The sequence below is a fragment of the Polaribacter sp. NJDZ03 genome (genome assembly GCF_019263805.1).
Lineage (GTDB): Bacteria > Bacteroidota > Bacteroidia > Flavobacteriales > Flavobacteriaceae > Polaribacter.
This window is the reverse complement of record NZ_CP079195.1, coordinates 3,081,702-3,106,556: the sequence shown is the minus strand read 5'-3', so window position 1 is coordinate 3,106,556 and position 24,855 is coordinate 3,081,702. Positions and strand designations below refer to the sequence as shown.

25 protein-coding genes are annotated in these 24,855 nt (G+C 30.4%); 18 read left to right on the top strand and 7 right to left on the bottom strand.

All coding sequences use genetic code 11. The features are described from left to right. The first annotated feature begins 31 nt into the window (after positions 1 to 31). Positions 32 to 418: a hypothetical protein gene (locus KV700_RS13260; RefSeq protein ID WP_218598168.1), complete on the top strand. Its 387-nt coding sequence runs from the start codon at positions 32 to 34 to the stop codon at positions 416 to 418. A 110-nt stretch (positions 419 to 528) separates the two neighbouring features. Here KV700_RS13260 and KV700_RS13255 read toward each other — a convergent pair whose 3' ends face one another. Beyond that, on the bottom strand, positions 529 to 807 hold the full coding sequence (locus KV700_RS13255; protein WP_218598167.1) for a rhodanese-like domain-containing protein: 279 nt from the start codon (positions 805 to 807) through the stop codon (positions 529 to 531). Between the two features lie 51 nt (positions 808 to 858). Next, on the bottom strand, positions 859 to 2,604 hold the full coding sequence (locus KV700_RS13250; protein ID WP_218598166.1) for an aromatic amino acid hydroxylase: 1,746 nt from the start codon (positions 2,602 to 2,604) through the stop codon (positions 859 to 861). Positions 2,605 to 2,772: 168 nt separating this feature from the next. Between KV700_RS13250 and KV700_RS13245 the strand changes: the two genes are divergently transcribed. Further along, the gene (locus KV700_RS13245) at positions 2,773 to 3,036 is read left to right on the top strand and encodes a hypothetical protein (protein WP_166387617.1); all 264 of its coding nucleotides are present in this window, start codon (positions 2,773 to 2,775) and stop codon (positions 3,034 to 3,036) included. Between the two features lie 72 nt (positions 3,037 to 3,108). On the opposite strand, the gene KV700_RS13240 is transcribed toward KV700_RS13245, so the two are convergent. After that, entirely contained in the window at positions 3,109 to 3,495 is a 387-nt protein-coding gene (locus KV700_RS13240; RefSeq protein ID WP_218598165.1) for an ankyrin repeat domain-containing protein, read from the bottom strand. Between the two features lie 275 nt (positions 3,496 to 3,770). Here KV700_RS13240 and gpmI point away from each other — a divergent pair, with 275 nt between their 5' ends. Genes gpmI through KV700_RS13210 form a run of 6 tightly spaced genes read left to right on the top strand, consistent with a single transcriptional unit; the run spans position 3,771 to position 8,333 of the window. Then, the gene (gene gpmI, locus KV700_RS13235) at positions 3,771 to 5,288 is read left to right on the top strand and encodes a 2,3-bisphosphoglycerate-independent phosphoglycerate mutase (protein WP_218598164.1); all 1,518 of its coding nucleotides are present in this window, start codon (positions 3,771 to 3,773) and stop codon (positions 5,286 to 5,288) included. A 16-nt stretch (positions 5,289 to 5,304) separates the two neighbouring features. Next, on the top strand, positions 5,305 to 5,829 hold the full coding sequence (locus KV700_RS13230; protein ID WP_218598163.1) for a thioredoxin family protein: 525 nt from the start codon (positions 5,305 to 5,307) through the stop codon (positions 5,827 to 5,829). Between the two features lie 3 nt (positions 5,830 to 5,832). Further along, complete coding sequence (locus tag KV700_RS13225) at positions 5,833 to 6,234, top strand: BT0820 family HAD-type phosphatase (RefSeq protein WP_166387611.1); 402 nt, start codon at positions 5,833 to 5,835, stop codon at positions 6,232 to 6,234. 58 nt (positions 6,235 to 6,292) lie between these two features. Further along, positions 6,293 to 7,096, top strand: a complete 804-nt coding sequence (gene map / locus KV700_RS13220; RefSeq protein WP_166387609.1) for a type I methionyl aminopeptidase — start codon at positions 6,293 to 6,295, stop codon at positions 7,094 to 7,096. A gap of 60 nt (positions 7,097 to 7,156) precedes the next feature. Next, entirely contained in the window at positions 7,157 to 7,534 is a 378-nt protein-coding gene (locus tag KV700_RS13215; RefSeq protein WP_262887966.1) for a GxxExxY protein, read from the top strand. 28 nt (positions 7,535 to 7,562) lie between these two features. Next, positions 7,563 to 8,333 carry a class I SAM-dependent methyltransferase gene (locus KV700_RS13210; RefSeq protein WP_218598162.1) on the top strand — a complete coding sequence of 257 codons (771 nt, stop codon included), beginning with the start codon at positions 7,563 to 7,565 and terminating at the stop codon, positions 8,331 to 8,333. A gap of 35 nt (positions 8,334 to 8,368) precedes the next feature. Here KV700_RS13210 and KV700_RS13205 read toward each other — a convergent pair whose 3' ends face one another. Continuing rightward, positions 8,369 to 9,361, bottom strand: a complete 993-nt coding sequence (locus tag KV700_RS13205; RefSeq protein ID WP_218598161.1) for an FAD:protein FMN transferase — start codon at positions 9,359 to 9,361, stop codon at positions 8,369 to 8,371. Positions 9,362 to 9,476: 115 nt separating this feature from the next. Between KV700_RS13205 and KV700_RS13200 the strand changes: the two genes are divergently transcribed. The 5 genes from KV700_RS13200 to KV700_RS17300 all read left to right on the top strand — a co-directional run bounded on the left by KV700_RS13200 (position 9,477) and on the right by KV700_RS17300 (position 14,524). Continuing rightward, on the top strand, positions 9,477 to 10,316 hold the full coding sequence (locus tag KV700_RS13200; RefSeq protein WP_166387603.1) for an OmpA family protein: 840 nt from the start codon (positions 9,477 to 9,479) through the stop codon (positions 10,314 to 10,316). An 84-nt stretch (positions 10,317 to 10,400) separates the two neighbouring features. After that, positions 10,401 to 11,120 (top strand): 3-ketoacyl-ACP reductase, encoded by a 720-nt coding sequence (locus tag KV700_RS13195; protein WP_166387601.1) that lies wholly within the window; start codon positions 10,401 to 10,403, stop codon positions 11,118 to 11,120. Positions 11,121 to 11,305: 185 nt separating this feature from the next. Then, the gene (locus tag KV700_RS13190) at positions 11,306 to 13,183 is read left to right on the top strand and encodes a mucoidy inhibitor MuiA family protein (protein ID WP_218598160.1); all 1,878 of its coding nucleotides are present in this window, start codon (positions 11,306 to 11,308) and stop codon (positions 13,181 to 13,183) included. Between the two features lie 217 nt (positions 13,184 to 13,400). Then, positions 13,401 to 13,724, top strand: coding sequence for a Fic/DOC family N-terminal domain-containing protein (locus KV700_RS17305; RefSeq protein WP_254712914.1), 324 nt, complete (start codon positions 13,401 to 13,403; stop codon positions 13,722 to 13,724). Positions 13,725 to 13,831: 107 nt separating this feature from the next. Further along, positions 13,832 to 14,524: a Fic family protein gene (locus tag KV700_RS17300; protein ID WP_368384773.1), complete on the top strand. Its 693-nt coding sequence runs from the start codon at positions 13,832 to 13,834 to the stop codon at positions 14,522 to 14,524. Between the two features lie 97 nt (positions 14,525 to 14,621). On the opposite strand, the gene KV700_RS13180 is transcribed toward KV700_RS17300, so the two are convergent. Both KV700_RS13180 and KV700_RS13175 read right to left on the bottom strand, forming a co-directional pair. Beyond that, positions 14,622 to 14,987, bottom strand: coding sequence for a Na(+)-translocating NADH-quinone reductase subunit F (locus KV700_RS13180; RefSeq protein ID WP_166387593.1), 366 nt, complete (start codon positions 14,985 to 14,987; stop codon positions 14,622 to 14,624). Further along, entirely contained in the window at positions 14,987 to 16,345 is a 1,359-nt protein-coding gene (locus tag KV700_RS13175; protein WP_166387591.1) for a DEAD/DEAH box helicase, read from the bottom strand. The genes KV700_RS13180 and KV700_RS13175 overlap by 1 nt, the downstream gene beginning before the upstream one ends. A gap of 100 nt (positions 16,346 to 16,445) precedes the next feature. On the opposite strand from KV700_RS13175, the gene KV700_RS13170 reads away from it, so the two are divergent. From KV700_RS13170 to KV700_RS13150, 5 genes are all read left to right on the top strand, one after another. Beyond that, positions 16,446 to 17,210, top strand: a complete 765-nt coding sequence (locus KV700_RS13170; protein WP_218598159.1) for a TatD family hydrolase — start codon at positions 16,446 to 16,448, stop codon at positions 17,208 to 17,210. A 290-nt stretch (positions 17,211 to 17,500) separates the two neighbouring features. Then, positions 17,501 to 17,980: a methylated-DNA--[protein]-cysteine S-methyltransferase gene (locus KV700_RS13165; RefSeq protein ID WP_218598158.1), complete on the top strand. Its 480-nt coding sequence runs from the start codon at positions 17,501 to 17,503 to the stop codon at positions 17,978 to 17,980. Between the two features lie 56 nt (positions 17,981 to 18,036). Continuing rightward, positions 18,037 to 21,414, top strand: coding sequence for a hypothetical protein (locus KV700_RS13160; protein ID WP_218598157.1), 3,378 nt, complete (start codon positions 18,037 to 18,039; stop codon positions 21,412 to 21,414). A 53-nt stretch (positions 21,415 to 21,467) separates the two neighbouring features. Continuing rightward, positions 21,468 to 22,031, top strand: coding sequence for a DUF3575 domain-containing protein (locus tag KV700_RS13155; RefSeq protein WP_218598156.1), 564 nt, complete (start codon positions 21,468 to 21,470; stop codon positions 22,029 to 22,031). Between the two features lie 62 nt (positions 22,032 to 22,093). After that, positions 22,094 to 22,597, top strand: a complete 504-nt coding sequence (locus KV700_RS13150; RefSeq protein WP_218598155.1) for a DUF3575 domain-containing protein — start codon at positions 22,094 to 22,096, stop codon at positions 22,595 to 22,597. A 265-nt stretch (positions 22,598 to 22,862) separates the two neighbouring features. Here KV700_RS13150 and KV700_RS13145 read toward each other — a convergent pair whose 3' ends face one another. Then, a complete protein-coding gene (locus KV700_RS13145) occupies positions 22,863 to 24,851 on the bottom strand; it encodes a hypothetical protein (RefSeq protein ID WP_166387578.1) in 1,989 nt (662 codons plus the stop codon). Positions 24,852 to 24,855 lie beyond the last annotated feature (4 nt).

Genomic DNA, 24,855 nt, shown 5'->3' with positions numbered 1-24,855 from the left:
AATTCCCATCTTATAACATTAACCTCCAAAAATGAGTCAAAAAATATTAATTGGTATAATTTCAGGTCTATTACTAGGCATGTTCGTTACCTCTATTTTCGTTATCGATGAAATTAATTTAATTGAACTCATTCTAACAAAAATTACTGCAACCTCTATAATAACAGGATTCTTTTGTGGTATTTATGCCCATATTTCAAAATCTAAACTAAAAGTATTTATTGTTTCTATTTTTATAGGAATCTTTATTTTCTATACAAAATTTCTTATAACAGGTCATAATTTTGACCCACTAACTATGGGAGCTTTTATGGGAGCAATGCTAGGTGGAATCTTTGCCTTTTTTAGAAAAGCGACACATTCTATAAAAAAATATAACAGATTACAAAGACACAAAAAAAAAGGTTTTAAAAAATAAAGTTTCTAATTTTAAACAAAAAAAATAGAACTACAACTTATTAAGTTACAATTCTATTTATCTATACTATAGTAAGAAAAATTTCATCGAATTAAATCGATAATTTATTTCTAAGAAACGTGCTCATCTACGTTTTGCCAAGGACCTCCATTAATAACATCTATTCCATGGTTTGTTAAAAACTGAGTTGCTTGTCCGCTTCTTGCTCCACTTCTACAAACAGCAATTACTGGTTTATTCCACGCTTTAATTTTTTCTACCTCTAAAGGAATAACCGTTAAAACTATATGTTCTGCTCCTTCTGTATGCCCTTCATCCCACTCTTCTTGTGTTCTAACATCTAAAACAACTGCTCCTTTTTCTAAATATTCTTTAATTTCTGTACTCATATCTTTTCTTTTAAACATGTCAAATAGACCCATGTTATTTTATTTTTAATATTAAACCTGACACAAAATTAGTCCATTTTCAATTAGCTTTGTGTAGCTTTTGTTACATTTCAATTCTTCCAACCTTTCTAAAATGGTCTCACTAATGGAAAAGTTATTCTGCAAAGCTAATTCATATAACTCTAAAGTCAACAACCAATCTCCTTGAAATTTGCTATTTAACTGATTAAATATTTCTGTTATTTTTATATTTGTTGAAGATTTCTCTTCTCTAAGAATCTTAACTTCAGCATACAAATTATACAATTCTAACTCTTTTACTGTATAAGAAATCTTATGTGTTTTAGTTTCAGAAACTTTACCTAAACCTAAAAAAGAGTCTACATCTGCAGGCCCCGCATAGGCAGAAACCACTTCTTTACCAACCGCCATATCATAAATTCCCCATTCTGGTTGAAACAAAATCTCATCTTTGTAAGCAACCGTGCAATCATCAAAAGAAATAATTAAAATTTTACCTCTTAAATCTCTAGTTCCGGTTATTGCTTTTCCTTTTACAATTACACCGCTCTCAAATTCTAATGTCATAAATTCACCTTCGTAAATTCCGTAAGCCCTTAGATCTCTCGGACTCATGTCTTCTATCGGTAAATTAATTCCTTTTAATTTACCAACCGGACTTCCAAAACCACTAGCATGACTTGTAATTCCGTGTCCAATTAACTCTTTATCTCTATTAGCTAAAGCGGTTGGACCAGTTGTTTGAAAATAAGCAACTTTATTATTTTTATACTGAATAACTTTGGTGAAAACGCCAGAAATTTGAATTCCCGTTGTTAATTCTATAGTCCCTAAATTATCAGAATTTATTAATTTTTGAATACTTTTTAATCCGCCAGTTCGTATTGCCATTGTATTGGCAAATTCATCTAAAACCAAACTTAAATAAGCAAAATCTGGCGTTACAAATAATTGAGGTTGCGGTTTTGTAATATCAAAATTTATGGTTGCAACATCAATAGAATAAGAAACTTTTTTTACTTCATCTTGCATACACCAAGCACTTTCTCCTATAGAGGAAAGCAAACCTGCTCCGTATATTTTAGGATTCTCTAAAGTACCAATCAACCCATATTCTACCGTCCACCAATGTAAATTTCTAATTTGTGCCATTTCAGACAAATCTCCCATATTATTCTGCAGATAAGTTACTTTTTGCTCCGCATTATCTATTTCACTTTCTGTTGAGTTTGGATTTTCTTTTAAGATTGATAAAAGCCTAATTGCCTCATACATTTCATAATCTTTAGCAGAAGAAATTGCTTTGCTACCTATTTCTCCAAATCTTCTTAAGTATTCTGCATATTCTGGATTCGAAATAATTGGTGCATGCCCTGCTGCTTCATGAATAATATCTGGCGCTGGCGTATATTCTATATGATTAATGGTTCTCATATCAGACGCAATAACCAATACATTATAAGCCTGAAATTCCATAAAAGCATTTGGAGGAATAAAACCATCAACAGAAACAGCAGCCCAACCTATTTCTTTTAAAATTCTGTTCATACCTTCCATATAAGGAATGTTTTCTACAGAAATTCCTGTTTTTTCTAAGCCGGTTATATAAGATTTATGTGCTACTTTACTTAAGTAGTCTATATTCATTCTCATTACATAGCGCCAAACAGCTTGGTTTTGCGCAGTATATTCTTCATACGGCTGTTGTACCACAAACTTGTGTAAATGTTTGGGTAATTTTTTAGTGACTTCGTTTAATTCGAAATGTAGGCTCATTAAAAAAATATTGAATTATTCTTACAATAATACGCTTTAAAATAATGATTATTTATTTAAAGACTCAAAAAAAACTTTTTAACGATACTAATCGTAAAGTAAAAACCCTTTTAAACGTAACATTTTATCCTTTTTAGCTACTTATAGTTAAAGAAAATATCATTAATTATGGCTGGAGAAGGTTTTATTGCACATATGATTGCTAGTTTAAAGGCTAACAAAAGAAATCGTCTTTCTACTTTTGATAAAATTAAAGGCTATAAAAAAATAAAAAAAAGAGAACTTTATTTTGATAAAAAAGCAACTCCAGATGAGTTAGAAAAAATTAGAAAAAGAATAATTGCAGAAAACAACACCCTATTTAAAAGAAATATATTAATATTTATACTTTTAATTACAGCTATTTTAATAGGTTTAAATTATGTTAAATAACACCAAATAAAAAACAGACTCCCTTAAAAGGTAGTCTGTTTAACTTTAGATTAATTAATTCAAATAATAATACTAAAGTGCTTCTCTAATCACTTTTATGGCATCTACCGCCTTAGATCTTTTTCCTATTAACAAAGCAGTCATATTTCCAATAGATGATTTTATATCTAACTTTGCCCCATTATCAATTAAAAGTTGTGCAATTTTTGCTTTATTGTGTCTTGCGGCAAACATTAAAGGCGTTAACCCTGTAGATTTTGTGTTTACATTTTGGCCAGTTTCAATTAAAGCTTTTACAGCTTCATAATTCCCCATCTGAATCAACCTACAAAAAGCATTCACGTTAGAATACGTTTTTGCAGAAATTATTTTATTCGATTTTAAAACTTTTGGTGTACTTGCATTTATAGAACTAAAAGCAATAAGACATACAAACATAGACAGGATGATTTTTTTCATAATAAAGTAGTTTTTGGTTTTTTAATTATTTTAACGGTTATATTTAAAAGACTATTAACAACTTAATATGTTTCAATATAAACGATCTATTAACAAGTCTTTAACAAACAAAAAAAAGTTTTTATTTAGAAAAAGTTACTAAAATTAACAGCAACTGCTTATAAAATACACCTTTATTACAGAAAGGTTCTTTACGTTATCGGTTTCGTAAAAATTCTATAAAATCTATAAAAACGATAAAATATTCCTTAATTTTACTGTTCAATTTTAAGACAATGGACAAGAAAGTTATACTAATGATTTTGGATGGTTGGGGAATTACACAAGACCCTAAAGTATCTGCTATTTACAACGCAAAAACACCTTTTATTAATAGTTTATATGACAAATATCCAAATGCTCAGTTAAGGACAGACGGAGAACATGTTGGTTTGCCAGAAGGACAAATGGGAAATTCTGAAGTTGGACACATGAATTTAGGTGCTGGTAGAATTGTATATCAGAATTTAGCTCGTATTAATAAAGCTGTTAAAGAAAACACTTTAGGCAAAGAAAAAGTATTATTAGATACTTTTAAATACGCAAAAGAAAATAACAAAGATGTTCATTTATTAGGACTAGTTTCTAATGGAGGAATTCACGCACACATTAATCACTTAAAAGGATTATTAGATGTTGCTAAAGAAAATGAAGTTGATAATGTGTACTTACACGCATTTACAGATGGTAGAGATTGTGATCCTAAATCTGCACCTTTTTTCTTAAACGAAGTGCAAGAGCACATGGACAAAAGTACAGGTAAAATAGCAACCGTAACAGGTCGTTATTATGCTATGGATAGAGATAACCGTTGGGAACGTGTAAAAAAAGCGTATGATGGTGTTGTTAATGGAGTTGGAACAAAAACAACTGATATTATTAATACTATAAAAACAAATTACGAAGCAGGTATTACTGATGAATTTCATACACCAATCATTGTAACCAATGAAGATGGGTCGCCAAAAGCACAAATTAAAGAAGGTGATGTTGTACTTTTCTTTAACTATAGAACAGATAGAGGTAGAGAATTAACAAACGCGTTATCTCAAAATGATTTTCCAGAATTTGGAATGAAAAAATTAGACCTTTATTTTACAACCATCACTTTATATGATGCAAGTTTTAAAGGAATTAACGTTATCTATAATACAGATAACATTAAAAATACTTTAGGAGAAGTTTTATCTAAAGCAGGTAAAAAACAGATTCGAATTGCAGAGACAGAGAAATATCCGCACGTTACATTTTTCTTTTCTGGAGGACAAGAAGCTCCGTTTGAAGGAGAATCTAGAATTTTAAGAAACTCACCAAAAGTAGCAACCTATGATTTACAGCCAGAAATGTCTGCATACGAATTAAAAGATGCCTTGTGTGAAGATTTAAAGAAAGGTGAAGCAGATTTTGTTTGCTTAAACTTTGCTAATGGGGATATGGTAGGACATACCGGAATGATGGACGCTGCTATTAAAGCATGTGAAGCTGTAGATATTTGTGCCAAAGAAGTTATAGAAACAGGTTTAGATAATGGCTATTCTATTTTATTAATTGCAGATCATGGTAACTGTGAAACAATGATGAACCCTGATGGATCTCCTCATACAGCACATACAACAAACCCTGTTCCTTTTATTTTAATTGATAAAGAAATAAAATCAATAAACAGTGGTGTTTTAGGTGATATTGCTCCTACAATTTTAGATTTAATGGGCTTAGAACAACCTAAAGAAATGACACAACATTCTTTATTATAATTAAAAAATTCTAAATATGAAAAAAGTCTTTTTATTGGCTTGTATTATGGTTTTTGCATCTTGCAACGGCCAAAAAAAAGTAACTGCAAAGAAAAATCAAAGTGGAGATTTAATAGGATTGGCTAACAAAGCCTCTTTTCAACAAACCCCTTATAGTACTTGGTTTAATGAAAGATTAGAAAGTTATACACCAGATTCTGCAACAATTACAATGCTAAAAAAAGAATTAGAAGGTGTTAAAATTAAAGGTTTTATGGGTACTTGGTGCGGAGATAGCAAAAGAGAAACACCTCATTTTTATAAAATTTTAGAACAATCTGGTTTCAATTTAAATAACTTAGAACTAATTACTGTTGACAGAAGTAAAAAAACTCCTGATAACTTACAAGAAGGTTTACAAATAGAAAGAGTGCCTACGTTTATCTTTTATAGAGACGGAAAAGAAATTGGACGATACGTAGAATATGCAAGAGAATCTTTAGAAAAAGACATGTTAAAAATTGTTTCTGGAGAAGCGTATAAACATTCATACGAAAAATAATAAATGCTATCAACAAACCCACTTATAATTGCTGTAGACTTTGATGGTACCATTGTAGAAGATGCGTATCCTAAAATTGGCGAAGAAATGATCTTTGCTTTCGATACCTTAAAAAGATTACAATCTCAAGGGCATCGATTAATTCTTTGGACCTACAGGCACGGAAAAAGATTAGATGAAGCTGTTGCTTTCTGCAAAGAAAATGATATTGAATTTTATACTGTTAATAAAAGTTTTCCTGAAGAGGAATATGATGAAAAACACAGTCGTAAAATACATGCTGATTTATTTATAGACGACAGAAATATTGGTGGATTTTTGGGTTGGACAGAAATACACAAAGCTATTTTTAATTACGAGCCACCTCAAAAAAAGAAAAAAGGTTTTTTCTCATTTTTCAAATAGACAAACCCTTCTTTATTCTACCCAAATTATAGTAACTTTGCCATTCAATTTTTTTAACATGATTAAGATAAAAACAAGAGAAGAGATAGAATTGATGAGAGAAAGCGCACTAATCGTTTCTAAAACGTTAGGTATGCTTGCTAAAGAAGTAAAACCAGGAGTTTCTACTTTGTATTTAGACAAACTTGCCGAAGATTTTATTAGGTCGGAAGGTGCTGTACCTGGTTTCTTAGGGTTATATGATTTTCCAAACTCACTTTGTATGAGTCCTAATTCTCAGGTAGTACACGGTATTCCTAATAAAAACCCATTAGTAGAGGGTGATATTATTTCTATAGATTGTGGCGCATATAAAAATGGTTTTCACGGAGATCATGCTTATACTTTTGCCGTTGGAGAGATTGAACCAGCAACTAGAAAATTACTAGATGTAACTAGAGCTAGTTTATATGTTGGTATTCGAGAATTTAAAGCTGGTAATAGAGTTGGTGATGTTGGTTATGCTATTCAAAAATTTTCTGAAGACCATGGCTATGGTGTTGTAAGAGAATTGGTAGGGCATGGTTTAGGTAGGGAAATGCACGAAGATCCAGAAATGCCTAACTACGGAAAAAGAGGACGTGGTAAAAAGTTTGTAGAAGGTATGGTTGTTGCCATAGAACCAATGACAAACTTAGGGACTCATAAAATTAAACAACATTCTGATGGTTGGACAATTACCACTTTAGACAACAAGCCTTCTGCTCATTTTGAACATGATATTGCTATTGTTAACGGTAAACCAGAATTACTTTCTACATTTAAATATGTACACGACGCATTAGGTATTGTTACCGATGAGGAAGACGAATTTAGACAATAAAAAAGACACTAATTTCACTAATTGTCACTAAAAAATAAACTTTATTTTCACCAAAAACAATTGAAATCAGAACTTATACATAAACAGGAATCATATAACATTATTGGTTCCTGCATGGAAGTTCATAAAGAGTTAGGAAAAGGTTTTAGTGAAATTATTTATGGTGATGCTTTAGAAATAGAATTTAAAAGACGAGGAATTTTATATCAAAGAGAAGTAAAATTTCAAATATTATATAAAGGAGAAAAATTGTCTCATTATTATTTTGCTGATTTTGTCATCGATAATAAAATAATACTCGAAATTAAAGCTATTGAATCTTTAACAAATAGCCATATAAAACAAACTCTAAATTATTTAGCTGCATCAAAGATAAAACTAGGCTTATTAGTTAATTTTGGTGAAGATAGTTTAACCTACAAAAGAGTAATTTTGTAACTCTCATTTTGTGTAATCCGTGTAATTCGTGTCTATTTTTAAATCCATTCTAAACACCATCCCAAGACCTTGGTTAATAAAAGCTAGTTATCTAGTACGACCAATTATTGCTTTTTCTTTAAAAGGCGATACATATACAGACCCAATAGATGGCAAGAGTTTTAGAAAGTTTTTACCTTACGGATACGGTAAGCAACGAGAAAACGCACTTTCACCTTCTACCCTATCTTTAGAAAGACATCGCTTAATGTGGTTGTTTTTAAGAGATGAAACGGACTTTTTTACATCAAAAGAAAAACTAAAGACTTTACATATTGCTCCAGAACAATGTTTTTTAGATGTTTTTAGAAAACAAAAAAACTTAGAATATACCACGTCAGATTTAGAATCTCCAATAGCAGATGTAAAAGCAGATATTTGCGATTTACCTTTTGATGATAACTCTTTTGATGTTGTTTTCTGCAACCATGTTTTAGAACACATTACAGACGATACAAAGGCAATGCAAGAATTGTTTAGAGTGATGAAAAAAGGAGGGTTTGGTATTTTTCAGATTCCGCAAGAATTGTCTAGAGAACATACTTTTGAAGACGATTCTATCACAGATCAAAAAGAACGCGCTAAGATATTTGGTCAATATGATCATGTAAGAGTCTATGGTAGAGATTATTTTAACAAACTACGTTCTATAGGTTTTAAGGTTGATGAAATAGATTATACAAAAAAAATCGCTCCAGAAAAACTAGAACGATTTTGTTTAATGCAGCATGAAATTCTTCCTGTATGTTATAAAAGTTAGTTCTTTTATAAAACACACTATAACAAATATAAAAACTAGTTATAGCCACTTGTTCTATATTCTTCTAAATCTCCATTTTTATTAATGAATAATAAAATAGCACCAATATTTTTATGAATTTCTAAAAATTCTTTGGCATTCTCTAGGCCCATAGCCATAAAAGCGGTTGCATATGCATCGGTATCTGCACAATCTAAATCGGCAATTACAGAAGCACTTAACAAATTACTTTCTATAGCATACCCTGTTTTAGGATTTACTGTATGTACATATTTCTGCCCGTCTTTTGTAACTCTAAATTTTCTATAGTTACCAGAAGTAGCCATCGATTTATTAGATAAATTTATTTTTCGATATCCTTTTATGCTATCCTTTTTTATAGGATTTACGAGCTTAATAACCCAGGGATGATTTTCTTTTTTTACACCTTTTGCACGAATTTCTCCGCCAATTTCAATTAAATAATTCGATATGTTTTTACTATTTAAAAAACGAGCTACTACATCAATTCCAAACCCTTTGGCAATAGAGTTAAAATCTAAATAAATTTGAGCATCTTGCTTTTTAATTTTACCATTAACAATAGTTACTTTATCTAAACCAACATACTGCATTTGCTGTGCTACTTGATCTTCACTTAAATTCAACCTCTCCTTCTTAGGCCCAAAACCCCAAGCATTTACTAGGTTTCCTACAGTTGGATCAAAAAAACCATTGGTTTCTGTATAAATTCTTTTCGATTTTGTAAAAACCTCTAAAAATAAATCATCAACAATAACCGTAGAATCTCCTTTGTTAATTCTAGAAATATCTGAACTAGGTATATAAGTTGATAACGATTTGTTCATTAAAAAAAACAGACTATCTAAAGATGTTTGGTAATTTTTAGAAGCATCTAAATAAACAATCTTATAAGTAGTGCCAAAAACGCGTCCTTTTAAGGTAAAGTCTTTTATTATTTCTGCGTTAGAACAAGAAAAAAAAGCTAGTAAAACTGTAATGAGTATCAGTTTATTTTTAAGAATCATAAATTGTAAAATCTTTTACAAAAATAGAACATAAAGTTTTCATAAAATATCATTTATAGTACTTTTTGTACTAACTATTTGCTAAATTTGTTAACTTAATTAAATATCGTTTCCAATGAAAAAAATATCAATCTTATTATTGACTGCAGTTATAGTTAGTTCTTGTGTTTCTAAAAAAAAGTTTGTTACTTTACAAGATGAATATGATCAAACTACAACAGAATTAGTAAATGTAAAAGCAACTTTACAAAAATGTTTAATTGAAAGTGAAAAAGATGCTGCTACACTTACAGAACAAATTAACTCTTTAAAAGAAGACAAAAAAGGTGCTTTAAAACAAGTTGAAAATTTAACTGTTTTAACACAATCTTCTTCTGACAATATTAAAAATGTTATTACTCAATTAAGTGAAAAAGACAAGTTTATAAATGGTATTAGAGCAGCAATGACTCAAAAAGATTCATTAAACCTTGCTATTAAATATCATTTAACTAAAAACTTATCTGATGGTATACAAGATGAAGACATACAGGTTAATGTAGAAAAAACAGTAGTATTTATCTCTATTTCAGACAAGTTATTATTTAAAAGCGGTAGTTATAATGTAACAGACAAAGCATACTCTGTTTTAGAAAAAATATCTAAAGTAATTAAAGACCAACCAGAAATGGAAGTTATGATTGAAGGTCATACAGATTCTACACCAATAAAAAGAGCTGTTATTCAAGACAACTGGGATTTATCTGCTTTAAGAGCAACCTCTATAACAAGAATTTTACAATATAAATTTGGAGTAAAACCAGGAAGATTAATTGCAGCTGGTAGAAGCCAATATGTTCCTTTAGTAGATAATAATACTGCTGAGAATAAAGCTATAAACAGAAGAACAAAAATTATTATTATGCCTAAATTAAATCAATTCTTTGATTTATTAGAGCAAGATGCAAATAAATAATCTTTATTGAAAAAAAGTTAAAAACCATCTGAAATTCAGGTGGTTTTTTGGTTAAAAAAATAGTCATACTATAAACGTTTAAAAATGGAAAATTTAAAAAACAAAAAAGCAATTATTACAGGTGGAGGAAGAGGTTTAGGAAAAGCAACCGCTATAGCCTTTGCTAAAGAAGGAATAGATGTAGCCATAACAGGTAGAAATGAAGCTGTTTTAAAAGAAACTGTTTCTGAACTAAAAGCATTTGGCATTAAAGCAATGTATGAAGTATTTGATGTTGGTGTTTACGAAGAAGTAAAAACCGGAATTAAAAACATTGTAAACTCTTTAGGTGGTGTAGACATCTTAGTAAACAATGCAGGAATTGCCGCTTTTGGATCTTTTAACGATATGGAAGTTAGCAAATGGACACAAATTATACAAACCAATGTTATGGGTATGTATCATGTTACAAAAGAAGTATTACCTTATTTAATAGAACAAAATAAAGGTGATGTTTTTAATGTATCTTCTACTGCAGGTTTAAGCGGAAACGCAACAACATCTGCATACTCTGCTTCTAAATTTGCCGTTATTGGTATGTCGGAATCATTAATGAAAGAAGTACGTAAAAACAACATTAGAGTTTGTACTTTAACACCTAGTACTATTGTGTCTGATATGACAATTGGTTTAGGTATTGCTAGTAAAGATTCTGAAGACTCTGTGTTACAACCAGAAGATTTTGCAGAGTTAATTGTTTCGGGATTAAAATTACCAAGAAGAGCCATGCTTAAAGGTGCTTCTTTATGGTCTACAAATCCATAGGTAAACATTCTAGAACAAAACATATTTAAATAACATAAAAACCATCTCTAATGAGGTGGTTTTTTATGTAAAAGCAAATTTTAATTTGTTAAAAAAATACGGTAACTTCGTTTCACTTCTGAGATAAAATATTAAAACGTTCGATATCAACTGAATTGTACATAACTACTGAACCAAACAATAAAATGACTATAATAAAATTTCCCTTACTAATTGCTCTTTGCTTATTTTTTAGCAATACGCATTCTCAAGAAATAGTTGAAAAAAAAGTATCTACCAATGTTAATGAGGTCACTGTATTTCTAGAAGGAGCTCAAATAACAAGAAAAAAGACGATTGAAGTAAAACAAGGTAAAACAATATTAAAATTCTCTAATTTATCTCCTTTTATAGATGCCAAAAGTATTCAAGTAAAAGCGGAAGGGAATATTACTGTTTTTGCTGTAAATCATCAACAAAACTTTATAGAAAAATTAGACAAACAACAAGAGCTAATTGACTTAGAAAAAAAACTTAAAGAAGTTGATGATAAAATAGTATTAGAACGTACCTATTTGCAAATATTGACAGAAGAATTAGCTTTTCTTAAAGAAAATAGAAATATTGGAGGTAAAAATCAAGAGGTAAGTGTTACTAATTTAAAAGCTGCATCTATCTTTTTTGGTGCTAAACTAAAGGAACTTAAAATTAAAGAGATTGAAAGAAACAATACCTTACAAAATCTAACTATAGAAAGTAGAGATTTATCAAATCAAATAAATACAATATCAGGAAAAAAGGAATTTCCTAACGGTGAGATTTTGGTAAAAGTAGAGGCTAAAAATAATGCTACTGTAAATTTTGAATTATCGTATGTTGTAGAAAATGCGGGTTGGTTTCCAACTTATGACATAAGAGCAAAGAACGTAAACGAGCCTGTTCAGCTTATTTACAAGGCAAATATTAAACAAGATACAAAGGTCAGTTGGGATAATGTAAAATTAAACCTATCGTCTGCAAATCCTAATGTATCTGGAGTTGCGCCAGAACTTAAAACCTATTTTTTAAATTACAACACGCGTCCTCCTGTTTACAATAGAGCTACTAATGAAGTATCAGGAGTTGTATTAGATCAAAACAACGATCCGCTACCAGGTGCTACGGTGTTAATAAAAGGAACCACAATAGGAACATCAACAGATTTTGATGGTAAATACTCAATAACAATTCCTAATAATGAAAGTTCTTTGGTTTTTTCTTATTTAGGATTTATCAGTCAGACAAAACCTATTCAAAGTGAAGTATTAAATATAATGTTAGAAGAAGATTCAGCAACATTAGATGAAGTCGTTTTAATAGGATACGGAACTGCTCGTAAAAGTAAATCTATAACGAAAGCTCTTCAAGGCACAGTTTCTGGGCTTAATATTCGAGGAGCAAGTAGTTTGCCTGTACCAACTGTTCAAACAGAAAACCAGACCACCGTAAACTTTGAAATAAAAACTCCTTACACCATAAAATCTGATAATAAAAGTTATTCGGTTGATATTGATACGTATAATTTATCTGCATTCTATCAATATTACGCTGTGCCTAAAATTGACAAGGATGCTTTCTTAATAGCGAACATATCTAATTGGGAGCAATATAATTTATTAGAGGGTGAAGCAAACATCTTTTTTGAAGGTACTTATATTGGTAAAACATTGTTAGATGTTAGATATGCTACCGATACTTTGCAAATATCTCTTGGTAGGGATAAAAATGTAAGTGTAAAAAGAGAGAAAGTTAAAGAGTTTATCTCGAAGAATTTTATGGGTAGTAAAAAAGAAGAATCTAGAGGATGGAATATTGATGTAAAAAACAATAAATCACAACAAATCAATATGGTGATATATGACCAAGTTCCGGTTTCGACAAACGACGAAATAAAAATTGAAGTTTCAGAAATCTCAGGGGCGAAAAAAACACCTGAATCTGGAGAAATAAAATGGGAATTTACAATTGCACCAAACGAAAGTAAAAGTTTTATTTTAAGATACTTGGTTAAATACCCGAAAAATAAAACGATAATATTAGAGTAGAATCGTACACATTTAAGGCAAAAAAACAGCTAACTTCGTTTCACTTCTGATATAAAACATAAAAATCATCAATATCAATTAAGATCTAAACATTAAATAAGCTTACTCACTAATTAAGTATATGCTTAAAAAGTTAATTAAAGAAAGTCGTTAGTTAACTTATTTGTATAATTATTAAATAACAAATATCTTTGTTTAAGTTTTATACCTAAATATAATGAAAACATTCAAGTCTGGAAATCGCATAAATCAAGGAACTTATAAAAGTTTCCAACCTAATAAGATAAATCAACAATGGGGAATTGAAGACATGGAGGTATTAAACCTTTTAAGTCAAGCGGATAGACAACTAGGAAGACTCGATATGTATTCGGAATATATTCCAAATATTGACTTATTTATCAGTATGTACGTCTTAAAAGAAGCAACTCAATCTAGTAAAATAGAAGGAACAAAAACGAATATTGAAGATGCACTATTAAATAAAGAAGATGTAAATGATGAAAAAAGGGAGATTGGGAAGAAGTACAGAATTATATAGAGGCTTTAAACTCTGCTATAAAAAATCTCGAAAAATTACCATTTTCCTCAAGATTAATTAGAGAAACTCATAAAATACTATTATAAGGTGTTAGAGGGAAACACAAGCTGCCTGGAGAATTTAGAAGTAGCCAGAATTGGATAGGTGGAGCAAGTATTAATGATGCTACTTTCATTCCTCCGATTCATTCTAGTATCAATGAATATATGGGAGATTTAGAAAAATTCGCACATAATTCTGAATCATTTTTTCCTGATTTACTTAAAATAGCATTAATCCATTATCAATTTGAAACAATCCATCCATTTTTAGATGGAAACGGAAGGGTTGGACGACTAATGATTACTTTATATTTAGTAGAAAAAGGAATACTTAAAAAACCAATTTTATATCTTTCAGACTTTTTTGAAAGAAATAGAATTTTATATTATGATAACCTCACAAAGGTTAGAGAAAAAGATGATTTAAGTCAATGGTTTAAATTTTTCTTAGTTGGTGTTATAGAAACAACTAAAAGCGGAATAAATACATTTGATAGTATATTAAAACTACAAAAAGAGGTTGAAACTAAACTTCAAACGTTAGGAAGTAGATCACATAATGCTCAGCTTATTTTGAATCATTTATTTCAAAAACCAATTATAGATGCTCAAAAAGTGAAAGAATTAACAAACCTTTCCTCGCCTTCGGTTTATAAACTGATAGATGAACTAGAAAAGCTTGAAATATTAACAGAAATAACAGGAGCTAAAAGAGGAAAAATATATTTATTTAGAGAATATACAAAACTATTTAAATAAAAACGTTTTACAACACCGTGTAAAATTAATTGCTAGTTTTAGCCAATTTACGAAATTCACTACTTAAACAAAGCTTATAAATAACCGTCCAACCAACCTACTCCAAGATCTTAATAAAATCATCAAAAGCCTCGTAATAAGGTTGGTCTTTAAAAACAGGACTTTCAACACTTTCTGCGTTGGCAATTCCTACGCCAGCAAACCAAACTTTGGCATTTTGTTTTTTAGCGTGATTTTTAAAAGTCTCCATCCAAATAGTATCATATTCATTCGGATTTTGAATATTATTACTTGCCTTTACCAAGACAAAAATAGTAGGTTCTCCCTTTTTAAATAACACAAATTGGGGATGTCTTTTTAACTGACTGTTTATAGCCTGAAATTCATACCCCATTTTTGTAAGCTTCTTACCAACAATGTTCATTGCCAAATTATGCAATTCTTGTGCTGTTAAAATCTGCATTATTTTTTCTTTTTCTTGTTATGCTTGTTATAGTTTTTATCTCCTCTTGTTTTTGGTTTCTTATATTTTGCAGCAATTTCTCGTCTGTAAGAACCTCCTAAATTTACTTGGCTATTTTTTTCACTCTTTTCATGAAATGCAGCTCCAGGTACATATTCTAAAGAAGTTCTATTTTTAGAAATACCTTGATCTTCTCTTGGACGCTCATCTTCCGTTAATAAATCAGAAATCTTAACGTCTTCTGGGATTTCTAAAACCGGAATCTCATAATCCATTAACTTCTCAATACTTTCTTTTGTTTCTTGCTCTTTTGGAGTAGAAAAAAGAATCGTTTTCCCTGCTCTTTCAGCACGACCAGTTCTACCAATTCTATGCATATAGTTTTCTGGAAACTCTGGTGTATCAAAATTGATAACATGAGAAACATTATCAAAATCTAAACCACGTGCCATTACATCGGTCGCTAATAAGATTCTATTCTTGCCTTCATCAAATTGTCTAATAGAACGTATTCTGTAATTCTGAGTTTTATTAGAGTGAATCACACACATTTCATCATTAAACACTTCTTGTAAATGTTTAAATAATAAATCTGCAGTTCTCTTAAAACCAACAAAAATTAATACTTTATTATAAGTTTCTTTATCTGATAAAAGCTCATGTAACAAATTAACTTTGGTAAAAAAGTTAGGTATATTATAAGAAACTTGCTCAATATTATCTAGTGGCGTTCCACTTACGGCAACAGATATTTTTTCTGGATTTTTAAAGAAATCGTAAATTAATGCATCTACATCTTCCGTCATAGTTGCAGAAAACAAAACGTTTTGTCTTCTTGCAGGAATCACATCAAAAATATTCATCAACTGAAAACGAAACCCTAAATCTAACATTACATCTACTTCATCAATTACCAATTTCTGAATAGATTTTAATTTTAAAGCATTGCTTAACGCCAAATCGTATAAACGACCAGGAGTTGCCACAATAATATCTTGCCCTTGTAAAATTGACTGTTTTTGGGTATTGATGTTTGCTCCACCATATACACCTAAAACACGTGTATTAATATATTTAGATAATTGCGCTATCTGTTCAACCACCTGTAAAACCAACTCACGAGTTGGCACTAGAATCAATACTCTTGGATGTTTTTGTGTAGAATATGGTAAATCTTGCAAAATAGGCATCATGTAGGCAAAAGTTTTACCGGTACCTGTTTGCGCAATTCCTACTACATCTTTCCCTGATCTTACAACAGAAAATGCTTGTTCTTGTATTGGCGTTGGGTTCACATACCCCAAGTCATCAATAGCATATTGTAATTGATTAGAGATTCCTAAATCTTGAAAAGTCATTCTTAATATTTTTCTGCAAAGGTACGTTTTATAAAACGCTAAACAATAGCCCTTTTCACTAAGAATAATTTGTAGTTTTGCAGCTGAAATTTTACACAACATGATTACAGATACACACACCCATTTATATTCTAGTCAGTTTAAAGAAGACCAATCAGAAATGATGCAACGCGCTAAAGAGGCTGGTGTTACTCGTTTTTTCATCCCTGCGATAGATTCTACGTATACAGATAAAATGTTTCAATTAGAAAAAGACTATCCAAATGATGTTTTTTTAATGATGGGCTTACACCCTACTTCTGTTAAAGAAAACTATTTAGAAGAACTAGCGCATGTTAAAAAATGGATTGATGAAAAGAAATTTTATGCTATTGGCGAAATCGGAATGGATTTGTATTGGGATAAAACTTTTTTAACACAACAGCAAGATGCTTTTAGAACACAAATTCAATGGGCAAAAGAAAAAAAGATGCCAATTAATATTCACTGTAGAAATGCTTTTGATGAAGTTTTTGAAGTCTTAGAATCTGAAAAAGGAGATGATTTAAGAGGGATTTTTCACTGTTTTACAGGAACTTTAGAACAAGCAAAACAGGCTATTTCTTACAATATGAAATTAGGAATTGGTGGTGTTTCTACGTTTAAAAATGGTAAAATTGATAAATTTCTGAATGAAATTGACATAAAACACATTGTTTTAGAAACCGATGCGCCTTATTTAGCACCAACTCCATACAGAGGAAAAAGAAATGAAAGCGCTTATTTAACCAACATTGTTGATAAATTGGTAGATATTTATGGACTTTCTTTTGATGAAATTGCAGCAATTACTACTCAGAATTCTAAAGATGTTTTTGGTATTTAAATTGGTATTCATTTAGAGTATTTACAATAAATTTTAAGTAAAAGAATAAATCAGAATAAAGTAAGGTTTGGCTAAAGCCGAAGTTGATATCTTTTATTTACCTATGGATAAATCCATAGGCAATTAAAAAATTGATATCCATAAAGTTTATAATATTTTGAATTGCCAAAGGCTTTAGCCAAACTCAGAAATATGTAAAAGCATCCATTATAAATACAAAACAATGTAAGAATTAGATTTATTTTTAAATCTATAGACTACCAACTTTAGATTTACAAAAAAAATATTCATTGAGCTTACAAACCACATACTACAAAACACCATTAGGAACCGCAAAAATTGTAGGAAACGAAAACGGCATTCAATCTGTTGCTGTTTTAAATGAAGACGTATCTACATCAAAAGAAGTTCCTGAATGTTTACAAGAATGTGTCACTCAATTAGACCAATATTTTTCTGGTAAAAGAAGTAATTTCGATTTAAAATTGAATCCACAAGGAACCGATTTCCAAAAAAAAGTGTGGGACGAATTATTAAATATTCCTTATAATAAAACCAGAACCTATTTAGAACAAAGCAAAGCTTTAGGAGATGTAAAAGCCATAAGAGCAGTGGCTTCTGCAAATGGTAAAAATCCAATTTGGATTATCATTCCCTGTCATAGAGTTATAGGATCTGATGGTTCCTTAACAGGTTATGCTGGCGGAATTTGGCGTAAAAAATGGTTATTGGCACACGAAAACCCTGTAAAACAGCAATCGCTGTTCTAATTTTATTATTCAAACATTAAAAAACATATTTTTACGTTTAGAACATATAGTTTTTTATGATTCAAAGAATTCTCTTCTTCTTTTTACTTTTTATTGGATTCTCAATCCAGTCTCAAACTGTATCTAAAGATTTTAGAATACAGAAATATTTGATTGAAAAAGACACTATTCAATTAGATTCTGTGGCTTTAAACCCAGAGAAATTTAAAGTAATCGATGCTTTTTCTAAGGAAATTCCTTTTTCTGAATATACTATCGATTTTAGCAATGCCGTTTTAATTATCAATTCAGCAAAACACACAGAAATTACAGTTGAATATTTTAGACTTCCCGATTTTATTACCAAAATTTATACTCCTTTTGATGAAAAGTTTATACTTCCAAATGGTACAAATACCGGTAAATTATACAGTTTAACTACCAACAAAAAAGCATCGGACATCAAATTATTTGATGGTTTACAAACTAAAGGATTTATAACGAGAGGAATTACATCGGGTAACAATCAAAATGCAGTTACAAACTCAGCTTTAGATTTAGAAATATCGGGTAAACTCTCTAAAGACGTTACGTTAAGAGCCAATATTTTTGACACCAATATTCCGATTCAAGAAAACGGATATTCACAAAATATCACCGATTTCGATCGTATTTTTATTGAAATGTTTACGGATAATTGGCGTGTAAAAGCTGGTGATATTTCACTACAAAACACCAAAAGTTATTTCTTGCCATTTACCAAACAAGTTTCTGGCTTATTGATAGAAGCGCAACTAAACGACAACTTTAAAGTTGCTGCTTCTGGAGCTGTGGTAAGAGGACAATTTAGTTCTTATAATATTACGAGTGTAGAAGGAAATCAAGGTCCCTATAAAATTTTAGGTACTAATAATGAAAGTGCCATTTTAATTATTGAAGGTAGCGAGAAGGTGTTTATCAATGGAATTCAAATTAAACGCGGAGATGAAAATGAATATACTATAGATTATAATCTTGGGGAAATAGAATTCAATACCACATACCCAATTACTAATGATATGAGAATTAAAATTGATTTTCAATATTCAGAAAGAAACTATACTCGTTTTATAACCTATGATGAAGCTTCTTACGAAGGCGATAAATTTAGTATCGCTGGTTATTTTTATTCTGAAAATGATGCCAAAAACCAACCAATACAACAAAATTTAACAGACGAACAAAAACGAATCTTAGAAAGTGCTGGTAACAATACCGATTTAATGATTGCAGAAAGTGCCTACGAAGATGCTTTTAATGAAAATAAAATCTTGTATAAAAAAGTACTTAATGGAAGTGAAGAAATTTTTGAATATTCCAACAACGCAACAGATGAATTATACACGGTAACTTTTTCTAATGTTGGTAGCAATTTAGGAGATTATGTTTTAGATGAAACCACAGCAATTGGTAATATCTTTTTGTTTGTAGGCACAAACCAAGGGAATTACAATCCTATTATTCGTTTAAATCCACCTACGAAATCGCAATTATTTATTGTACAATCTGCATACAATCCTTCAGAAAAAACAATTATTAATACAGAAGTAGCACTGAGTAATAATGATGCCAATTTATTTTCTACGGTAGATGATGCCCAAAATAAAGCAATTGCAACAAAGGTTAATTGGCAGCAAACTTTAATTGATAAAAAATGGCAGTTAAAGAGTAATATGAGTCATGAATTTGTGCAGAATAATTTTAAAACAGCACAACGTTGGGAGTCTGTAGAGTTTAATAGAGATTGGAATATTCTAACAAATAATGCTACTAAAAGTTATTTTCAATCGGAGTTCACTTTACAGAATAAAAAAGAAGACTTTATCCTATACCGTTTTAACAACCTTGCATATAAAGACATTTTTTCTGGTAACAAACATGAACTGCAATCTAAAATGAAGTTAAAAAACACTTCTTTTTATGTAAATGGTAGTTTTTTAAAAAACACCTCAACCTTAGAAGATAATTCATTTTTTACAGCAAAAGCAAAAGCAGAACACGATTTTAATAAAAAATGGTTGGGTGCGTTTATCAACTTTGAAACCAATAGCAGAAAAGATCTTACTACACAAGAATTTATAAATACCAGTCATAAATTTAAAGAATATGAAACCTATTTTGGAATTGGAGACTCTACTAATGTGTTTACAAAATTCGGATTTAACTACAGAAATAACGACAGTATAAAATCGAATCGTTTTACAGAAATCAATAATAGAAAAACGTTTTATATCAACAGTAAAATCATTCAGAACAAACAAACCAATTTAAGTGTTTTTGCCAATTACAGACTTACAGAAAACAAGTTTACCGAAAATGAAAAATCGTTAAATTCTAAAGTTGTTTTTAATCAGGAATTATTTAATAGTTTCATCAATTTAGGAACCGTTTATGAAACTTCATCGGGTAACGTTGCAAGACAAGAATATATTTATGTGAAAACAGAACCAGGTTTGGGGTATTATACTTGGATAGATTATAACAGTAACGGCGTTAAGGATTTTGATGAATTTGAAGTTGCAGAATTTCAAGATCAAGCGGAATATTTACGTTTACCAAAACCTAATTTACAGTTTATTGCCACTCAACGCGCAAAATTTACGCAGTCTATAACATTAAACCCAAGAATTTGGACTGCTAAAAATGGGGTTAAAAAATTGCTTTCTAATTTTTACAATCAGAGTTTTTTAAGTGTAGAAAATGAACAACAAAGAATAGGAAATTCGTTTAATTTTAATCCTTTTGATTTTGATGAAAGTAAACTGATTGGTTTAAATTTCAGTCTTAGAAATAGTCTATATTTCAACAGAAATCTTCAAAAATATAGCACAACGTATACCTACGGAAAGAACAGAAATAAGCAACAATATTTTATAGGAAATCAAGAAAATAACATTGAGTTACATCAGCTAGATTTTGCACATAAATTTGCAACTTTTTGGTTACTTGAGTTAATGGGTAAAACCGCTGAAAATGATTTAAAAACAGCCAATTTCAACAATAGAAACTATACCATTAACGCCAATGAGTTTCAGCCAAAAATTAGTTTTTTATACAATGACAGCAATCGTTTAACGGCTTTTTATCACTTTAAAAATAAAGAAAACCAACTCGCAGATTTTGAACATTTGAAGCAACAGAAATTCGGAATTGAATACTTTTATATCAACAGTAAAAAGAATCAAATTTCGGCCAATATAAATATGTTTTTAAATGATTTTACAGGAGAAACCAACTCACCCGTTGCCTACCAAATGTTAGAAGGTTTACAAGATGGAAAAAATTACACTTGGAATCTTTTATTCAATCAAAAATTGAATGCTTTTTTAAATTTGAATTTATCTTATTTAGGTAGAAAGAGCGAAAACACAAAAACCATTCATACTGGAAGTGTGCAATTGAGAGCCATTTTTTAGAAACTTGGGTACTTTTTTAATACGTTTGTAACATCAACCAAAAAAAATCAATTATGAAAAAAATTACACTATTGCTTTTATTATTTATTACAACAATTTCTATTGCTCAAGAAAAAGAAGAACAATACCCACAAGACATCAATAAAAAACACGAAGTAAAATTAAATATTTTGGGAGCTTTAGCTTTTGAATGGATAGATGTTTCTTATGAGTATTTAATTAATGACGAATCTTCTTTTGGTGTAGGGGCTTTAGTTGGTCTTGATAATAATAAGAATATAGATGAATACAGAAAATTTTCTTTAACGCCTTTTTATAGAAGATACTTCTCTAATAAATTTGCTAGAGGTTTTTTTATTGAAGGTTTTGGAATGTTGCACTCTTATGAAAACAATAACTCTAATTATTACGATGATTATTCTAACAATTACATTAGTTATGGGAACGATGATACTAAAACAGAATTTGCTATTGGTATCTCTGTTGGAGGGAAATTTATTTCTAAAAAAGGGTTTACTACAGAAATTTACCTTGGGCTAGGACGTAATTTAGGCGGAGATAGCAGCTCTGTAGAAGTAGTAGGTAGAGGAGGAATCTCTTTAGGTTATAGATTCTAAAACCAATCTTATTTACTAAATTTGCTACTTCTAAAATCATTAGATACAAAAAATAAAAAAACATGAAAAAAATACTTTTAGCTTTCGGACTCCTAGTAAGCACTTTAAGCTACGCACAACAAGAAATTAAATTAGACATTGGAGATGTATTGATTGTAAAAAATTTAGAATTTTCTTATGAAAACTACATTACAGAAAGTTCTTCTTTTGGTATTTCTGCTTCATTTAACTTAAAAGATCAAGATGCAGATTTTAGATACCATGAGAACACCATGATTACACCTTATTATCGTAATTATTTTTCTACAAACGAAGCATGGAATTTTTTTGGTGAAGCTTTTTTAGGTATTAATTCTGGTAAAAATGAAATTACTGACTCAGCAGATACTATAACAGGTTATGACAAATACACAGATGCTGCATTAGGTATTGCTGTTGGTACAAAATATATTACAGAAAGTGGTTTAACTATTGATGTACACGCTGGTATTGGTAGAAACTTATTTGGTTCTGACTCACCTACCCTAGTACCTAGATTAGGTGTTAATATTGGTTGGAGATTCTAATACATTTCTTACTTTATAAAACAAAAAACGCACTCTAAGGTGCGTTTTTTTTTGTTCCTTAACAACCACTATACTTTCCCGAATAACATCCTTTTAAACTTGTGTATACATCAATTTGAATATACCTACAAGTACTGTTTATAAATGGTTAGAGAATAGCTTTTATTTACACCTTACAATATGAAATAAAAAAATCTCTTGAAGCATTGCTTCAAGAGATTTTAAGAAATATATAATTAAGTAATTTTACAATTACCAAAGTTTATTATAAACCTGCATTAACCCAAGTCCAAGAAGTAACATCTACTTGTGTACCTGTATTATAAACATTTGTAGTAGTTGCAGCAGCACCTTCAATTATAACGTTCGCTAAAGAACCATTATCTTTCATATCTATGTTAGTATCATAACCTTCTAAATATAAGTTATTAATAGTACCACCAGAATTAAGTTTAAACTGTAAAGCTGTTCCACCAACAGTAGAGATAGCAGTAATATTAGTAAATGTAGGGTTTGCGTTAGCTTTATCTCCTTCAAAAACAGTAGAAAAACCAGCAACAGAATGAGAAATATAAGCGTTTGTTACAGAACCAGACCAAGACTCTGTCCAATCTATTGAATCATCACTATTGTTTTCTAAGTATAAGTTAGATACAGAAACAGTGCCACCAAAGAACTCAACACCATCATCATCTCCGTTGATTACAGAAACGTTTTCTACAGTAGTTCCAGATCCTACAGCATAGAAAGAAACTCCATTGTATTGAGATTCTGAATTAATTTGAGCACCAGTACCTTTAATTACTAAATATTTAATAGAACCAGAGCTATCTGCATCATCAGTTCCACCATAAATGAAACCACCTATTTCTGCTTCTGCACCTGCACCTGCACTAGTTGTAGCATTACCACATAAAGTAAGACCTCCCCAATCTCCAGGTTCACCTGAAGCAGAAGACATAACTACTGGATTTGCTGCAGTACCTTGTATGTCTATTTCACCACCTTGTAAAACTGCGATATAAACTCCTGTACCACCTTCTCTAGCTGTAATTTTAGTTCCTGCTGGTATTGTTAATTTACCACCATCTTGTACAATATAAGAAGAGCTTAATGTATAAGCGATAGAAGCATCTAATGTTACATCACCAGTAACAGCTCCTTGTAATAAGTTAGATTCAAAAGAAACATCAGTATCTACCCAAGGGAAATCTGCTGCAGTAACTGTTGAAATTGCAGAAGTATTTAAAGCATAGAAATATCCGTCTGTTGCTTGATCTTCTGTTAATGCAACTGGAGTATAACCTTGTGAAAAAGTAACGCTAGAAACATCACCACCATCTTTCATGTCTAAATCTACATCATAACCAACTAAAGAAAGACCTGTAATTGTACCTCCAGAAGTAGCTTTGAATTGTAAAGCAGTACCACCAACAGTAGAAACTGCAGTAATATTATCAAAAGTAGGGTTTCCGTTTGCTTTATCTCCTTCAAAAACAGTAGAAAAACCATCTTCTGTATTAGAAATATAAGCATTTGAAATGTTACCAGACCATTCTTCTGTCCAATCGATAGCATCATCTTGTACGTTTTCTACATATAAGTTAGTCACTGAAACAGCACCACCAAAAAACTCAACACCATCATCTGCACCATTAAGTACAGCAATATTGCTAACAGAAGTACCAGAACCTACAGAGTAAAAAGAAATTCCGTTATATTGAGACTCAGAGTTAATTTGAGCACCTGTACCTGCTATTTGTAAATAAGAAATAGCTCCAGAACTATCTGCATCATTAGATCCTCCATAGATAAAACCACCTACTTCAGCTTCTGCATTTACACCTGCACTAGTAGTAGCGTAACCACAAATAGTTAAACCACCCCATCCGTTAGCTTCTCCTGAAGCTGTAGAAATTACAACTGGGCTAGATTGTGTACCGTTAATATTAATTGCTCCACCTTGTAAAACTGCAATATAAACATCTGTACCACCTTCTAACGCTTCAATTTTAGTACCAGCTGGTATTGTAAAAGTATATCCTTCAGGAACAATAAAAGAAGAAGTTAATTTATAAGTAATACTTGCATCTAAAGTAACATCAGAATCTAATCTTCCTTTTAAAATTCCTACTTCTAAATTTTCTTGAACATCAGAATTAAGTAATGCTGGTTCGTCACTAGTACAACTTGCAAAAGTCATAGCAAATGCTAATGCTACAACACTTAAGTTATTAAAAATTGATCTTTTCATTTTT

Coding starts and splice junctions, on each gene's coding strand:
- KV700_RS13260 (WP_218598168.1), top strand. CDS start 32: ATGAGTCAAAAAATATTAATTGGTATAATTTCAGGTCTATTACTAGGC.
- KV700_RS13255 (WP_218598167.1), bottom strand. CDS start 807: ATGAGTACAGAAATTAAAGAATATTTAGAAAAAGGAGCAGTTGTTTTA.
- KV700_RS13250 (WP_218598166.1), bottom strand. CDS start 2,604: ATGAGCCTACATTTCGAATTAAACGAAGTCACTAAAAAATTACCCAAA.
- KV700_RS13245 (WP_166387617.1), top strand. CDS start 2,773: ATGGCTGGAGAAGGTTTTATTGCACATATGATTGCTAGTTTAAAGGCT.
- KV700_RS13240 (WP_218598165.1), bottom strand. CDS start 3,495: ATGAAAAAAATCATCCTGTCTATGTTTGTATGTCTTATTGCTTTTAGT.
- gpmI (WP_218598164.1), top strand. CDS start 3,771: ATGGACAAGAAAGTTATACTAATGATTTTGGATGGTTGGGGAATTACA.
- KV700_RS13230 (WP_218598163.1), top strand. CDS start 5,305: ATGAAAAAAGTCTTTTTATTGGCTTGTATTATGGTTTTTGCATCTTGC.
- KV700_RS13225 (WP_166387611.1), top strand. CDS start 5,833: ATGCTATCAACAAACCCACTTATAATTGCTGTAGACTTTGATGGTACC.
- map (WP_166387609.1), top strand. CDS start 6,293: ATGATTAAGATAAAAACAAGAGAAGAGATAGAATTGATGAGAGAAAGC.
- KV700_RS13205 (WP_218598161.1), bottom strand. CDS start 9,361: ATGATTCTTAAAAATAAACTGATACTCATTACAGTTTTACTAGCTTTT.
- KV700_RS13200 (WP_166387603.1), top strand. CDS start 9,477: ATGAAAAAAATATCAATCTTATTATTGACTGCAGTTATAGTTAGTTCT.
- KV700_RS13195 (WP_166387601.1), top strand. CDS start 10,401: ATGGAAAATTTAAAAAACAAAAAAGCAATTATTACAGGTGGAGGAAGA.
- KV700_RS13190 (WP_218598160.1), top strand. CDS start 11,306: ATGACTATAATAAAATTTCCCTTACTAATTGCTCTTTGCTTATTTTTT.
- KV700_RS17305 (WP_254712914.1), top strand. CDS start 13,401: ATGAAAACATTCAAGTCTGGAAATCGCATAAATCAAGGAACTTATAAA.
- KV700_RS13180 (WP_166387593.1), bottom strand. CDS start 14,987: ATGCAGATTTTAACAGCACAAGAATTGCATAATTTGGCAATGAACATT.
- KV700_RS13175 (WP_166387591.1), bottom strand. CDS start 16,345: ATGACTTTTCAAGATTTAGGAATCTCTAATCAATTACAATATGCTATT.
- KV700_RS13170 (WP_218598159.1), top strand. CDS start 16,446: ATGATTACAGATACACACACCCATTTATATTCTAGTCAGTTTAAAGAA.
- KV700_RS13160 (WP_218598157.1), top strand. CDS start 18,037: ATGATTCAAAGAATTCTCTTCTTCTTTTTACTTTTTATTGGATTCTCA.
- KV700_RS13155 (WP_218598156.1), top strand. CDS start 21,468: ATGAAAAAAATTACACTATTGCTTTTATTATTTATTACAACAATTTCT.
- KV700_RS13150 (WP_218598155.1), top strand. CDS start 22,094: ATGAAAAAAATACTTTTAGCTTTCGGACTCCTAGTAAGCACTTTAAGC.
- KV700_RS13145 (WP_166387578.1), bottom strand. CDS start 24,851: ATGAAAAGATCAATTTTTAATAACTTAAGTGTTGTAGCATTAGCATTT.